Source organism: Burkholderia sp. RF2-non_BP3 (genome assembly GCF_001522185.1).
In the GTDB taxonomy this organism is placed as follows: Bacteria; Pseudomonadota; Gammaproteobacteria; order Burkholderiales; family Burkholderiaceae; genus Burkholderia; species Burkholderia diffusa.
The window spans coordinates 35,411-49,827 of record NZ_LOSU01000003.1 but is presented as its reverse complement, the minus strand read 5'-3'; the positions used below and the strand labels follow the sequence as shown (position 1 = coordinate 49,827).

Genomic DNA, 14,417 nt, shown 5'->3' with positions numbered 1-14,417 from the left:
CGCCAGCCGATGACATATGACACAACAGGGAGAATCGATGATGAAGATCCGATCCGTATCGCTTGCCGTGGTGGCGACGATGAGTGCCGTGCTGATGTCCGCCTGCGTGGTGGAACCGGCTCGGCCGCCGCAGCCCGCGCCGGTCGTCGAGGTGGCGCCGCCGCCGCCCGCGCCCGGTTATCGCTGGGCGAAGGGCCATTACCGCTGGGCCGGCAACCACTGGGCGTGGGTGCCCGGACATTGGGTGGCCGTGTATTGAAGCGCGCGCACGGCGCGTCGCTCACCAACCGATCCGATGCTTCTCCTCGGTTTCGCTGTGCCGCCAGTCGTCGTCCGCGTGCAGATACTGGCTCGTCGTCGTCAGCGACACGTGCCCGAGGTTGTCGCGCACGAGCCGCAGGTCGACGCGGCCATCGGCCATGTGCGAACCCGCACTGTGGCGCAGCCAGTGCGCGGATGCCTGTTCGAGCACGCGCGCCTGTTCCTCGCCTCCATTCCCTTGCGCACGCAACCGATCGGCCGCGAACCGGAACACCTGCTTCACGATCCGGTGCAGCGCCGCGCGCGTGAGCGGCTTGCGCGTGCGATTGGCCGGCAGCACGAGCGGCGTGGATTCGCCGTCGGCCGGCTGCGCGGGCAGGCCATGCGCGCGCCGGTAGCGCGCGAGCTCGGCCATCATCTCGGCGGTGGCCGGCACGAGCCGCTGCCGGCCGCCTTTGCCGGTCACGTCGAGCCACCAGCGGTCGCGCCCGTTCGCATCGCGCCGTGCAAAGAAGTGTCCCATCGTGGTGTCGGCTGCTTCGGTGATGCGCAGCCCGCCGAGATACAGCAGCGTGAACACCCAGCGCGCGCGATCCGCATGGAGGGCGGCGCGCGCGTCGTCGCGCGGCATCGCGGCGATCGCGTCCTTGACCGCCTGCCACAGCGGCGGCCCGAGATGGCGCGTGACGCGCGGCGCGGGCCGTCGTTGCCGCTGCCGGGACAGCGCGAGCGGATTGCCGGCGAGATAGCCGGCCTGCACGAGCCACGAGAACATCACGTTCAGGATCACCATCGCCTGCCGCTGGCTGGCCGCCGACAGCGGGCCGTAGAACGGCCGCCAGCGCGGGTCGCCGCGCGGATGCTTGCGGCCGCCGTTCGCGCACCAGAGTTCGGCCGGCGTGGGCGCGAGCAGGAACTGCCGGTAGCCGACGAGATCCTCGTGCGTGAGCGACGACAGCGGTTTGCCGCACGCGATCACGGCCCACAGCAGCAGGCGTTCGGCTTCCTTGCGGTAATTCTGGAACGTGGTGGGCGTATCGACGAAGCGTGCGAGCCACGCGCGCACGGCGTCGAGATCATGCGTCGCGGCGATCTGCGGATGCGCGCTGGTCGAGCGGTTGGTGCCCGCGCGTCCGTCGAGCGCGGCCGGCACGGTCAGCGTATCGATCGGCTGCGGCCGCAGCGCGATGCCGGACGGAACGGGTGAGGTCATGCGAAGAGGGGGCGCGGCTCGCCGATGACCGGGCGGGCGCACGCGGCGCGACGAAGTGTACGAGGAAGCGTCGATGGTAATACACGATCGTCATTTGGCGAAACGCAACGAGTTTCCAGTTGGCGCTTATACCGTCTACATCGGTCGTTCAGGCGCGAACCATTTCCTGCTTTCCGGTGTCAGCAGCAGTACTGCGGCGATGAGAAGCAGCGCATGGTTCAATCCGAATCGATAGTGCTGATAGCCGTAGAAGAGCGATGACACGTTCAGCGTCAAAGTGACGATAAGCCGCCATGTTTCGCGCACCTCACCCCAGCGACAACACGCTGTTCAGCAACGTCCGCACGAGCGTCGCCTGCCGCGTGACGCCCGTCTTCGAAAAGATCGCGCGCAGATGCGAGCGCGCGGTGTTCTTGCTGATGTCGAGCTCGTCGGCGGCTTCCTCGAGCGTCGATCCGTTGACGAGCGCGAGCGCCAGGGCGGTCTCGGCCGGCGTGAGGTCGAACAGCTTGCGCACGATGTCGTGCGACGCCTGCGACTTGCGTTCGCCATCGCGGATGAAGATCGCGCACGCGGGCCGGCGCGGATTGTCCTCCGACCATTCGCTGAGCGGGACCGTGCGAATCAGCACGCCGAGCGGCGGCTTGCCGGACGGGCGCGGCACGGCGATCGCCTGCGCGACCGTCGGCGCGCCGCCCGCGCGCTCCGCGAGCACCTGCCGGATCAGCTTCTGCAGCTTGCGGTTCTCCAGCGGATACGCGGCCTCGAGCGCGCCGCCGCGCACGCGCAGGCCGTCGCATTCGGCGAAGATCTCGTCCGCGACCGAGTTGGTCTTCATGATCGTGCCGCGCTCGTCGAGGATCGCGGTCGCGACGAGCATGCGGTCGATCGTGCTCGCGTACAGCATGCGCTCCGATTCGACCATCCCGAACTTCGCATGCAGGCGCACCGCGCGCTTCAGGTGCGGCAGCAGCGCGTTGCAGACGGCCTTGTCGGTCACCGAGAACGCGCGGCCGTGATGCGAGCGGCACACGCGGAACCGGCATTCGATCCCGTCGGGCGTGCGCAGGTCCGCGCCCATCAGGTAGCCGACGTCGAACGGCTCGAGAAACTCGCGATACATCGCGCTGCCGCGCCACACGCCGACGCCGAGCAGCTCGTCGACGGTGACGACGCGATCGCTCGGCAGGTTCACGAACGGATCGAGCGCGTAATAGTAGTTGTTGTACGAGGCGACGCCCGGCAGCGGCGCGCCGTGCCCGGACGCATTGATCATCAGCCCCGTGTGACCGCTGGCGGGCCAGCGCAGGATCATCGTCACGTAGTTCGCGTCCAGGTGCGCGCGGATCCGTTCGAGGGCACCGCCCCATGGCACGTCCTCCAGCGGGCCTTCGTAGATGGTCGCGAGCAGCGCGTCGAACTGCTCGAGCGTCAGGCTCGATCGGGCAAGGCTCGGGGGAAGGGCCGGGGGCGCCGTGGTCATCGGGGGTGTCTCCTGTTGCCGCCGCCGGGTCGCGGTGCGCCGGGCGTGCGGGTGCGTGCACGGGCGTATCCGGACCGCCGGCGGCGGCGCGCAGCGGCCTGCACCGGAATACGGTAGCGCGCCGGCGCACGCGCGACATCGCACGAATGAGGGTGGCGGCACGCCGTTGTAAGCAATTCGTGAACTTTCCCGAAACGCCGTTCGTCTAATCGGCCCGCCAACGCTTCCCGAGGAACACCCGATGATTCGCAAGACCAGAACGCTGCTCGGCGCGGCCATGATCGCAGGCAGCACGCTGCTTGCCGGATGCCAGACCGACGCGGCCGCGACGGACGCGCGCGCGGCCCGCCCGGCCGACGGCCGGCCCGTGACCCGGACCGTGTATGTCGCGCCGCAGGCGGCGCGCTGCACGGGCGTCGCGCCGATGGACTGCCTGCAGGTGCGCAGCAGTCCGGCGGAGCCGTGGAGCCTGTGGTACGCCGGTATCGAGGGCTTTGCGTACCAGCCCGGCTATCAATATGTGCTGGAAGTCGACGAATATCGCGTCGCGCAGCCGCCGGCCGACGGTTCGTCGATCCGCTGGGTGCTCAAGCGGGTCGTCGAGCGCCGTCAGGTGAACTGACGGCCGGCCGTGCCCGCCCGTGGCGCCGCTTACGCGGACGGGCGCGGCGCGACCGGCCTCGGCGGCGCGGCGGCATCGATCCGCCGGAACACGACGGACGACAGCAGCGTGACCGAGCCCATGCAGACGAACGACAGCACGAAGCCGTTCGCCATCGAGCCCCAATGCGCGGCGAACAGGTTCACGAGCCCGCCGCCGATCGACACGCCGAGCCCCATCGCCAGCATCTGCATCATCGTGAACAGGCTGTTGCCGCTGCCGGCGTCGGCGTGCGACAGGCCCTTCAGCGTCACGGCGTTCATCGCGGCGAACTGCATCGAGTTCGCGGCGCCGAACATGATCAGCAACGCAATCTCCAGCGCCGGCGCGGGCCGTGCCGAGACCAGCGCGAACCCCGCGATCGTGCAGCCGACGATCCCCGTGTTCACGACCAGGAACGTCGCATAGCCGAAGCGTTTCGCGAGCGGCGCGATCCAGCGCTTCGCGATCACGCCGGCGATCGCGGCCGGCAGCATCATCATCCCCGACCGCAGCGGCGTATAGCCGAGCTGCACCTGCATCAGCAGCGGCAGCATGAACGGCACGGCGCTCGTGCCGATCCGGCACAGCAGGTTGCCGAGCAGCCCCCCACCGAAGTTCGGCTCGCGGAACAATCCGAGCCGGAACAGCGGCTGCGCACGGCGCCGCGCATGGGGCAGGTACGCGAGCGCGCTCGCCACGCCCAGCACGGCGAGCCCGATCGTCCAGCCGCTGCGGTGCGCGGGCATCGGCGGATCGATCGCGAGCGACAGCGCGATCATCGCGACCGACAGCAGCGCGCAGCCGACGAAATCGAACGGCGGCGGCTGCGTCGCCTGATCGTGCGGCAGGAAGCGCTGCACCGCGAGGAAGCCGACCATGCCAACCGGCACGTTGACGATGAACACCCAGTGCCAGGAAATCGCCTGCGTGAGCCAGCCGCCGAGTGTCGGCCCGACGATCGGGCCGAGCTGCGCGGCGATCGACACGAACGCGATCGCCGCGACGTACCGTTCGCCCGGCACGCGGCGCAACACCGCGAGCCGCCCGATCGGCAGCAGCATCGAGCCGCCGATGCCCTGCACGGCGCGCGCGACGACGAGCTGGCCGAGCGTGTGCGACGCCGCGCAGCCGATCGACGCGAGCGAGAACACCAGGATGGCGAGCGAGAACACGCGGCGCGTGCCGAACCGGTCGGCGAGCCAGCCGGACGCCGGCGTGAGCATCGCCATCGTCAGCGTGTAGACGACCACGACCGGCTGCATCGCGAGCGGCGACGCATGCAGGCTTTGCGCGATCGACGGCAGCGCGGTGTTGACGATCGTCGTGTCGAGCGACTGCATGAAGAACGCGGCGGCGACGATCCACAGCAGCGCGGAGTGTGAGGGTTCGCGGGACATGACGAAACGGCAAGTGCGGCGACCGGCGCGGCGGCGACGTGACGGGCGACGCGGCCCGGCAGGCTCGCGCCGGCGCACGGCCGGTCTTCAAGCGTTCGATGGTACCGATTCCGGTGGCCATCGGGAAGCTGCCCGAGCGCATTGACCGTCATCGAACGTGCCGATGAAGCGGCGGGGCGCTCGATCCCGTCTAGCTCATGACCCGACACCGACCGTTCCCGCGGCATCCGGCCGGGTTCCCGCCGGCCGGATCGCGTGGCACGCGCGCCACACGTGGCCGCGTCACGCGGCGCGTTTCTGCGAAATCACCAGCAGCGCGCCGTTGCGGTCCTCCAGCACCGCGCGGTATTCGTGCGGCCCCGCCTGCACCGGCACGCGCACCGACGCGCCGGCCTTCACGACCCGCGCCATCGCCGCGTACAGGTCGTCGTCCTCGTCCACGCGCAGCGTGAGCGCCGCGCGTTCGACGATCTGCTCGTCGCCGGCCACCAGCGCGATCGTCAGCGGGCCGCCGTCGAGCGCGCAATAGCGGTCGCCGTCGCGGAACTTCACGTTCAGGCCGAGCCCGTCGACGAACAGCGGCAAGGCCGTGTCGATGTCGTCGACCGGGTACAGCAGCATCGATACCTTCATTCCCTCTCTCCCTCGTCGTGATGTGTACGGCCGCACCGGGCCGTCGTTCGATGCTAGCGCGCGGTGCCGGCCGCGACGCAGTCTGTTCGGATGACGGTGAAACCCCTCTGTCCCCGCATGCATGCCGTTACTCCAAACAGACGATGCCCGTGCGGGCCCGCGCGCCGACACTCCCATCCGTGGACCGTCGCTATTCGTCCGTATCGTGCGGGCGGCTGCACGACCCCGACTCGTCCAACATACATGGAGACGCACGCAATGAAGTTTTCCCTCATCTACGAAGCCCAGACCACCGACGCATCGCGCGAGGGCGACCACCGGGTGTTCAAGGAGACGGTCGAGCAGGCGCTGCTGGCCGAGCAGGTCGGTTTCGACACGATCTGGTGCGTGGAGCACACGTCGCTGACCAACTATGCGCACATGAGCGCGCCGGAAACCTTCCTTGCGTACCTGGCCGGGCGCACGACGCGCATCGGCCTCGGTCACGGCGTCGTGTGCCTGCCGCCGGCGATGAACCATCCGATCAAGGTGGCCGAGCGCGTCGCGCTGCTCGACATCCTGTCGGGCGGCCGCGTGCATTTCGGCGTCGGCAAGGGCGGCAGCCAGCAGGAAGCGGGCGCGTTCGGCTACGACCTCAACGAACTGCAGCCGATGATCGACGAGTCGATGTACCTGGTGCCGAAGATGTTCGTGCAGGACGAGATCGAGCACGACGGCACGTACATCAAGATTCCGAAGCGTCCGATCCACCCGAAGCCGTTCCAGGATCCGCATCCGCCGATGTACCTCGCCTGCACGAACACCGACGCGCTGCTGCGTGCCGGCCAGCGCGGGATGGGCGCGCTGGTGCTCGGCTTCGGCGGCCCCGACGAAGTCGCGAAGAAGAACGCGATCTATCGCGAGGCATGGGCGAACCGCAAGCCGGAAGACCAGGTCGGCTTCCGCCCGACCCAGCACCTCGCGGCGCTGTGCCCGACGGTCGTGATGGCCGACGGCCAGAAGGCCCGCAAGATCGGCATCCGCGGCCAGCGCTACTTCATGGAATCGCTCGCGTACTGGTACACGGGCGGCGAGCGTCCGGACCCGGCGAAGTGGGGCGACGACCTCGTGCAGGCCGACACCGGCGAGATGGTGATCCGTTCGCGCTTCGCGTCGGAGGAAGTCGTCGTGAACTTCGCCGATCCGGCGCTCGCGATGATGAACCCGAACCATGCGTACGGCACGGTGGACGACTGCATCGGCTACGTGGGCCGCCTGCAGGAAGCGGGCGTCGACGAAGTGCTGTTCCTCTGCCAGATGGGCACGGTGCCGCACGACGCGCAGATGGAGACGATCCGCAACATCGGCGAGCACGTGATCCCGTTCTTCAACAAGGAGAAGGAGCGCGCCTGCGCGTAAGGCGGGCCGGGCCGCGCCGCGCCCGTCGTCCCTTCGGACGATGCGGCGCGGCCGCGCGAGCCCGAGCATCGTCGGCAGGAGCCCCCGCTCGCGGCGCCGGCCGCGACGAACCACTTAGAGAGAGACCGGGATGAGCGCCGCCGCGCGCGCCCCGTATCACAGGAGACATTCGTGCACCGCGACAACGATTCGAACGCACTGGCCGCCACCCTGATCGCCCGGGCCGAGGCGCTGGCGCCGACGCTTGCCGGCCGCGCCACGCAGGCGGAAGCGCTGGGCCGCATCCCGGCCGAGACGATCGCCGACATGCAGGCCGCCGGCTTCTTCAAGGTGCTGCAGCCGAAGCGCTACGGCGGCTACGAGCTCGATCCGCAGACCTTCTTCGACATCCAGATGGCGCTCGCGCGCGGCTGCATGTCGACGGCATGGGTGTACGGCGTCGTCGGCGTGCACAACTGGCAGCTCGCGCTGTTCGACGAACGCGCGCAGCAGGACGTGTGGGGCAAGGATCCCGCGACGCTGATCGCGTCGACCTACATGCCGGTCGGCCGCGTGACGCCGGTCGAAGGCGGCTTCCGCCTGTCCGGCCACTGGAAGTTCTCGAGCGGCAGCGAACTGTGCGAATGGGTGTTCCTCGGTGCGCTGGTGCCGGCAGCCGAGGCCGGCCAGCCGCCGGAATACCGCACGTTCCTGCTGCCGAAATCCGACTACCGGATCCAGCAGGACTGGGACGTGCTCGGCCTGCGCGCGACGGGCAGCCACGACATCGTCGTCGACGACGCGTTCGTGCCCGCGTATCGCACGCACAAGGCGCTCGACGGGATGATGGGCACGAGCCCGGGCCTGACCGTCAACGACGCGCCGCTGTTCAAGCTGCCGTTCGCGCAGATCTTCGTGCGCGCGGTGTGCACGTCGTGCATCGGCGCGCTGCAGGGCGCGCTCGACGATTTCACCGGCTATGCGGCCACGCGCGTGTCGGCCAACAGCGGCGCGAAGACGACCGACGATCCGGGTGCACAGAACGCGTGCGCCAACGCGGCCGTCGCGATCGACGAGATGAAGGTGCTGCTCAAGCGCAATTTCGCAGAACTGATGGAGTCGGTGACGGGCGGGCCGGCCGTGTCGATCGAGCGCCGCGTGCATTTCCGCTACCAGTCCGCGCAGGTCGCCGAGCGCTGCGCGCAGGCCGCGAACGCGCTGCTGCGCTATGCGGGCGGAAACGGCATCTATCACCGCAATCCGCTGGTGCGCCGCTTCCTCGACCTGCACGCGGCCCGCGCGCACTACGCGAACAACGTGGACCGCTTCGGCCAGAACCTCGGCGCCGTGATGCTCGGCCGCGAGAACACGGACTACTTCATCTGACGAGGCCGCGATGAACGACACGCAAGCGCAGCAATACGTGTTCGACGTCGTCGTCGTCGGCTCGGGCGCGGGCGCGCTGCTCGCGGCATGCCGCGCGGCCGACCGCGGGCTGTCCGTCGTCGTGATCGAGAAGACGGCGCTGTACGGCGGCACGTCGGCGATCTCCGGTGGCGGCATCTGGATACCGTGCAACCACCATATCGCGGAACTCGGCGCGACCGATACGCGCGAGGCCGCGCGCCGCTATCTCGACGCGTGCACGGCCGGCGCATCGTCGCGCGAGCGGCTCGACGCGTATCTCGATCAGGCGCCCGAGATGTTGCGTTACCTCGAAACGAAGACGCCGGTGCGCTACCAGGCGCTACCGAAGTACGCGGACTATTTCCAGAAGCTGCCGGGCGCGATGCCGGGCTATCGTGCGCTCGATCCGCTGCCGTTCGACGGTGCGCTGCTCGGCGACGAGCTCGACCGGCTGCGTCCGCCGTCGCCCGGCACGCTGATCGGCGGCCGCGTGGCCGTGACGTCCAAGGAAGCGCACACGCTGTTCTCGCGCGGGCCGGGCTTCATGAAGCTCGCGATCGCGCAATTCGGCCGCTACTGGCTCGATGTCGGCGTGCGTCGCCGCACGCGGCGCGACCGGCGCCTGACGCTCGGCAATGCGTTGATCGGCGGGCTGCGCCACGCGCTGCTCGAACGCAACGTGCCCGTCTGGCTCGACACGCCGATGCGCGACCTGCTCGACGTCGACGGCCGCGTGACGGGCGTGCGCGCGCAGCGCTTCGGGCAGCCGGTGACGATCGTCGCGCGGCGCGGCGTGATCCTCGGCGCGGGCGGTTTCGAGCGCAACCAGCCGATGCGCGAACGCTACCTGCCGCAACCGACGCAGATGCGATGGAGCGCGACGCCGCCGGCCAACACCGGCGACGCGATCGCCGAAGGCCACCGGCTCGGCGGCGCGCTCGCGCTGATGGAACACGTCTGGGGCGCGCCGACGGTCGGCGTCGCGGGCGAGGAGAAGCAGCGCGCGCTGTTCGTCGAACGCAACCTGCCGGGCTGCGTGATCGTCAACGGCCTCGGCAAGCGCTTCGTCAACGAAGCCGCGCCGTATTCCGAATTCGTGCCGGCGATGTATCGCGACCATGCGCGCACCGGCGCGTGCGTGCCGGCGTGGATGGTGTTCGACGCGCGCTTTCGCCGCAAGTATCCGTGCGGTCCGATCATGCCGGCGCCGATGATGCCCGATTCGCGGATTCCGGACGCGTTTCGCGACGTGCTCGTGAAGGCCGACACGATCGATGCGCTCGCCGCGCGGATCGGCGTCGACGCGGCGGGGCTGCACGACACGCTGCGCGACATGGCGCGTTATGCGGCAACCGGTATCGACGAAGCGTTCGGCAAGGGCGACAACCTGTTCGACACGTATTACGGCGATCCGAGGAACCAGCCGAATCCGTGTCTCGGGCCGGTCGACGAGGCGCCGTTCTATGCGGTGCGGATCGACGCGGGCGACATCGGCACGAAGGGCGGGCTCGTCACCGACGCGCACGCGCGCGTGCTGCGCGCCGACGGCGCGCCGGTCGACGGCCTGTACGCGATCGGCAACACCAGTGCATCGGTGATGGGCGCGAGCTACCCCGGCGCGGGCTCGACGCTCGGTCCGGCGATGACCTTCGGGTTCATCGCCGCCGACCACCTGGCCGCGCAAGCGGCCGACGCCGGCGGCCGGTCGGACCGGCCGTCCACGACTGAACTTGACGGAGTCCAATGATGAGCGATCTCACTACCCATCCGCTGCGCACCGACATGCTGCTGGCGATGCGCCGCCTCGCGCGCTCCGTCACGGTCATCAGCAGCGCGCACGACGGCCGGCGCTACTCGATGTCCGCGACGGCGGTCGATTCGCTGTCGACCGAGCCGCCGTCGCTGCTGATCTGCATCAACCGCAATGCGTCGCTGTATCCGCCGCTCGACGCGGGCGCGCCGTTCTGCGTGAACGTGCTGTCGGCACGCCACGAAGGCATCGCGATCGACTGCAGCGGCCGCCTGAAGGGCGAGGCGCGCTTCACGACGGGCGAGTGGCGCACGTCGCCGCTCGGCGTCCCGTATCTGCACGATTCGCAGGCGAGCCTCGTGTGCGAGCAGGACGGCCGTTTCGAATACGGCACGCATACGGTGTTCATCGGACGAATCCGCGAAGTGCTGATGAGCGGCGACGTCGATCCGCTCGTCTATCTCGACGGCGCATATACGACGCCGGGCGCGCCCGCGAACCGCGCGGCCGCGTGACGGCCGCGCGCTTTACCGCATCGGAAAGAGACGACTCATGACACGCAGACTGAACCGCAATATCGCGAACGATGCGGACACAACGATCATGCAAGCGCTTGTGCAGTTGATCGGCGCTGCGGCAACGCAAGTGCTGAACGCGTTCGCATGCATCGCGCCGGCGCTCGCGTCGAACTCGGCACGGATCCGCGCGGGCGAAACCGGCCGGGATGCGGCCGGTGCGGCATGAGGGGACGGCGATGAGCGATTCCCGTTTTCACCGGCTGACCGTTGCCGACGTCATCGCCGAAAGCGACGACGCATGCTCGATCGTGTTCGACGTGCCCGCCGCGTTGCGCGATGCGTTCGCGTACCGGCCCGGCCAGTTCCTGACGCTGAACGTGCCGTGCGCCGATGCGGCCGTCGCGCGCTGTTACTCGCTGTCGAGCGCGCCGGGCATCGACGCGGCACCGAAGATCACCGTCAAGCGCGTGCGCGACGGCCGTGCGTCGAACTGGCTGTGCGACCGCATCCGTGCGGGCGATGCGCTCGACGTGCTGCCGCCGGCCGGCGTGTTCACGCCGCGCACGCTCGACGGCGACCTGCTGCTGTTCGCGGGCGGCAGCGGCATCACGCCGGTGCTGTCGATCCTGAAATCCGCGCTCGTGCACGGCCGCGGGATGCTGACGCTGATCTATGCGAACCGCGACGAGCGCTCGGTGATTTTCCGCGACGAACTGCAGCAGCTCGCGCACCGCCATCCGGGTCGCCTGCGCGTGATCCACTGGCTCGACAGCGTGCAGGGCGTGCCGCAGCAGCGGCATCTCGAGGAACTCGCGCGGCCGTTCAGCCAGCAGGAAACGTTCATCTGCGGGCCGGCGATGTTCATGGAGAACGCGCTGGCCGCGATGCTCGGCCTCGGGCTGCCGCGCGCGCGCGTGCATGTCGAGCGCTTCGCGTCGCTGCCCGATGCGCCGGCGCAGGGCGACGCGGCGGCATCGTCCGCGGCGACTTCCGCGGCCGACTCCGGCGACGGCGCGGCGATCGAGACGGTGCTCGACGGCGAGGCGTTCGCCTTCGACAGCGCGCCCGGCGAAACGCTGCTCGACGCGATGCTGCGCGCCGGCCTGCCCGCGCCGAATTCCTGCCGGATGGGGCAGTGCGGCGCGTGCATGTGCCGCGTCGAACGCGGGGAGGTGGCGCTCGACGATAACCACGTGCTCGACGACGACGAGATCGCGGCCGGCTGGACGCTCGCCTGCCGCGCGCGGCCCGCGAGCGACGCGCTGCGCGTGGTGTTCCCCGATTGAGCCGTGGCGCGCCGGCGGCGCGCGCGGCAACCCTGTTGCGATGCCTATGACGATGGACAACGAAATCCTCACCACGCCCGCGCTGATCGCGCGGGCTGCCGCGCGCCACGGCGCGCATCCGGCGATCGAGTCGGAGCACGGCCGGCTGACCTATGCGGAACTCGACGCGGCGCGTCTCGAGGCGGCGCGCGCGCTGCTCGCGAGCGGCATCGACGCGGGCGACCGGATCGCCGTATGGGCGCCGAACCTGCCGCAATGGATCGTCGCGGCGCTGGCGATCCATACCGTCGGCGCGATTCTCGTGCCGGTCAACACACGGATGAAGGGCATGGAGGTGGGCGGCATCCTGCATGACGGCGGCGCGCGGCTGCTGTTCTGCTGCGGCACCTTCCTCGGCGAATCCTATCCGGCGATGCTCGCGCCGCATCGGCCCGCGACGCTCGAACGTGTCGTCGTGTTCGACGGCGAACCGCCGTCCGGCGCGCGCGACGAAACCTGGAACGCGTTCCTCGCGCGCGGCGCGGCGGTGTCGCTCGCCGCCGTGCGCAAGCGGGAGGCGCAGGTGACACCGGATACGGTGATGGACCTGATGTTCACGTCCGGCACGACGGGCCGCCCGAAGGGCGTGATGACCGCGCACGGCCAGAACCTGCGGGCCGCACAGGCGTGGGCCGCGATCGCCGGCGTGCGCCAGGACGACCGCTATCTGATCGTCAATCCGTTTTTCCATACGTTCGGTTACAAGGCGGGCTGGCTCGCCGCACTGTCGAGCGGTGCGACCGTGCTGCCGCATCTCGTGTTCCAGCCGGCCGACGTCTTGCGGCGCATCGCCGACGAACGCGTGTCGGTGCTGCCCGGCCCGCCGACGCTGTATTACGCGCTGCTCGACGCGCCCGATCGCGCGACGCGCGACCTGTCGTCGCTGCGGATCGCGGTGACGGGCGCGGCCGCGATCGCGCCGAGCCTGATCGAGCGGATGCGCGCGGAGCTCGGCTTCGAGACCGTGCTGACCGGCTACGGGCTGACCGAATCGTGCGGGTTCGCGACGCTGTGCCGGCATGGCGACGACGCGGAGACGGTCGCCTCCACCTCGGGCCGACCGATGCCGGGCGTCGAGTTGCGCATCGCGGGGCAGGACGGCGCGGCGCTCGGGCCGGACGAGACCGGCGAGATCTGGGTGCGCGGCTACAACGTGATGCGCGGCTATTTCAACCAGCCGGACGCGACGCGCGAAACCGTCGACGCGGACGGCTGGCTGCATACCGGCGATCTCGGCTGCGTCGACGCGAACGGCAACCTGAAGATCACCGACCGGATCAAGGACATGTTCATCGTCGGCGGCTTCAACTGCTATCCGGCCGAGATCGAGCGGCTGCTGGCCGCGCACCCGGCGATCGCGCAGGTTGCGCTGGTCGGCGTGCCCGATACGCGGCTCGGCGAAGTCGGGCATGCATACGTCGTGCTGCGTCCCGGCGCGCACACCGACGCCACCGCGCTGAACGACTGGGCGCGCAGCAACATGGCGAACTACAAGGTGCCGCGGCATTTCACGTTCGTCGAGCAACTGCCGACGAGCGCGGCCGGCAAGGTGCTGAAGTACCGGCTGCGCGCGGGCACCGAAGCGGCGGCCTGACCGCCGGCGCGCGATACGTCACCAACGGGATGAACGCATGAACGACAACGGATTTCCGCAAGGCGCAGTGCTCGTGTTCGGCGGCAGCGGCGGGATCGGGCAGGGCGTCGCGCGCGAATTCGCGTGTGCCGGCGTGCCGGTCGCGCTCGGCTATCGCAGCAAGGCCGACGTGGCCGAGCGTGTCGCGCGCGACCTGCGCGGCACGGGTGTCGCGGCCACCACGCATCGCGTGGACGTGACCGATCCCGCGCAGATCGATGCGGCGCTCGCGGCCGCGATCGACGCGCACGGTCGCGTGCATACGATCGTGTGGGCGGCCGGCCCGTTCGTGAACCAGCGCCATATCGGCGACATGACGCACGACGACTGGCGGCGCGCGATCGAGGTCGAGACGGTCGGCTTCTTCAATGCGGCGAAGGCCGCGTTGCCGCATTTGCGCGCGTCGGGCGGCGGGTCGTTCGTGACGCTCGGCTCGGCCGGGCATCTGCGCTGGCCGGATCGCGATGGATTGTCGGTCGCGCCGAAGGCGGCGAACGAGGCGCTCGTGAGGGGGCTCGCGCGCGAGGAGGGCCGTCACGAGATTCGCGCGAATTCGATTCTGGTCGGCGTGATCGAGGCCGGGATGTTTCCGGTGCTGCTCGAACAAGGGCAGTTCGACCAGGCGTGGATCGACGAGACGCAGAACATGCTCGCGCTCAAGCGCTGGGGGAAGGCGCACGATATCGGCCGCGCGGCGGTGTTTCTCGCGTCGGATCGCGCGAATTACATCACGGGGCAGCAGTTGAATGTGTCCGGTGGGTACGGGTTGTAGCGGAT

14 protein-coding genes are annotated in these 14,417 nt (G+C 69.7%); 10 read left to right on the top strand and 4 right to left on the bottom strand.

The features are described 5' to 3' along the window. Window positions 1-40 precede the first annotated feature (40 nt). Window positions 41-259: a YXWGXW repeat-containing protein gene (locus WS45_RS01095; protein ID WP_059537645.1), complete on the top strand. Its 219-nt coding sequence runs from the start codon at window positions 41-43 to the stop codon at window positions 257-259. A gap of 21 nt (window positions 260-280) precedes the next feature. On the opposite strand, the gene WS45_RS01090 is transcribed toward WS45_RS01095, so the two are convergent. Together WS45_RS01090 and WS45_RS01085 are read right to left on the bottom strand one after the other, a co-directional pair. Beyond that, window positions 281-1,474, bottom strand: a complete 1,194-nt coding sequence (locus tag WS45_RS01090) for a tyrosine-type recombinase/integrase (protein ID WP_059697698.1) — start codon at window positions 1,472-1,474, stop codon at window positions 281-283. Between the two features lie 307 nt (window positions 1,475-1,781). Next, on the bottom strand, window positions 1,782-2,957 hold the full coding sequence (locus WS45_RS01085; RefSeq protein WP_059697696.1) for a helix-turn-helix transcriptional regulator: 1,176 nt from the start codon (window positions 2,955-2,957) through the stop codon (window positions 1,782-1,784). Between the two features lie 241 nt (window positions 2,958-3,198). Here WS45_RS01085 and WS45_RS01080 point away from each other — a divergent pair, with 241 nt between their 5' ends. Next, window positions 3,199-3,579 carry a DUF4377 domain-containing protein gene (locus tag WS45_RS01080; protein ID WP_059691357.1) on the top strand — a complete coding sequence of 127 codons (381 nt, stop codon included), beginning with the start codon at window positions 3,199-3,201 and terminating at the stop codon, window positions 3,577-3,579. Window positions 3,580-3,608: 29 nt separating this feature from the next. On the opposite strand, the gene WS45_RS01075 is transcribed toward WS45_RS01080, so the two are convergent. Further along, the gene (locus tag WS45_RS01075) at window positions 3,609-4,997 is read right to left on the bottom strand and encodes a DHA2 family efflux MFS transporter permease subunit (protein ID WP_059697694.1); all 1,389 of its coding nucleotides are present in this window, start codon (window positions 4,995-4,997) and stop codon (window positions 3,609-3,611) included. Window positions 4,998-5,279: 282 nt separating this feature from the next. Beyond that, on the bottom strand, window positions 5,280-5,630 hold the full coding sequence (locus tag WS45_RS01070; protein WP_057925050.1) for a VOC family protein: 351 nt from the start codon (window positions 5,628-5,630) through the stop codon (window positions 5,280-5,282). 258 nt (window positions 5,631-5,888) lie between these two features. On the opposite strand from WS45_RS01070, the gene WS45_RS01065 reads away from it, so the two are divergent. From WS45_RS01065 to WS45_RS01030, 8 genes are all read left to right on the top strand, one after another. Beyond that, window positions 5,889-7,028, top strand: a complete 1,140-nt coding sequence (locus WS45_RS01065; RefSeq protein WP_059537661.1) for an LLM class flavin-dependent oxidoreductase — start codon at window positions 5,889-5,891, stop codon at window positions 7,026-7,028. A gap of 171 nt (window positions 7,029-7,199) precedes the next feature. Beyond that, window positions 7,200-8,393 (top strand): acyl-CoA dehydrogenase family protein, encoded by a 1,194-nt coding sequence (locus WS45_RS01060; protein ID WP_059697692.1) that lies wholly within the window; start codon window positions 7,200-7,202, stop codon window positions 8,391-8,393. A 10-nt stretch (window positions 8,394-8,403) separates the two neighbouring features. Beyond that, window positions 8,404-10,161: an FAD-dependent oxidoreductase gene (locus WS45_RS01055; protein ID WP_059697690.1), complete on the top strand. Its 1,758-nt coding sequence runs from the start codon at window positions 8,404-8,406 to the stop codon at window positions 10,159-10,161. After that, a complete protein-coding gene (locus WS45_RS01050; protein ID WP_059951051.1) occupies window positions 10,161-10,679 on the top strand; it encodes a flavin reductase family protein in 519 nt (172 codons plus the stop codon). The genes WS45_RS01055 and WS45_RS01050 overlap by 1 nt, the downstream gene beginning before the upstream one ends. Before the next feature lie 37 nt (window positions 10,680-10,716). Next, window positions 10,717-10,908 carry a hypothetical protein gene (locus WS45_RS01045; RefSeq protein WP_059697688.1) on the top strand — a complete coding sequence of 64 codons (192 nt, stop codon included), beginning with the start codon at window positions 10,717-10,719 and terminating at the stop codon, window positions 10,906-10,908. A gap of 10 nt (window positions 10,909-10,918) precedes the next feature. Continuing rightward, window positions 10,919-11,968 (top strand): ferredoxin--NADP reductase, encoded by a 1,050-nt coding sequence (locus tag WS45_RS01040; RefSeq protein ID WP_059697742.1) that lies wholly within the window; start codon window positions 10,919-10,921, stop codon window positions 11,966-11,968. Window positions 11,969-12,014: 46 nt separating this feature from the next. Further along, window positions 12,015-13,601, top strand: coding sequence for a FadD3 family acyl-CoA ligase (locus WS45_RS01035; RefSeq protein WP_059697686.1), 1,587 nt, complete (start codon window positions 12,015-12,017; stop codon window positions 13,599-13,601). 37 nt (window positions 13,602-13,638) lie between these two features. Then, window positions 13,639-14,412 carry an SDR family NAD(P)-dependent oxidoreductase gene (locus WS45_RS01030; RefSeq protein WP_059691351.1) on the top strand — a complete coding sequence of 258 codons (774 nt, stop codon included), beginning with the start codon at window positions 13,639-13,641 and terminating at the stop codon, window positions 14,410-14,412. The last annotated feature ends 5 nt before the right edge of the window (window positions 14,413-14,417 follow it).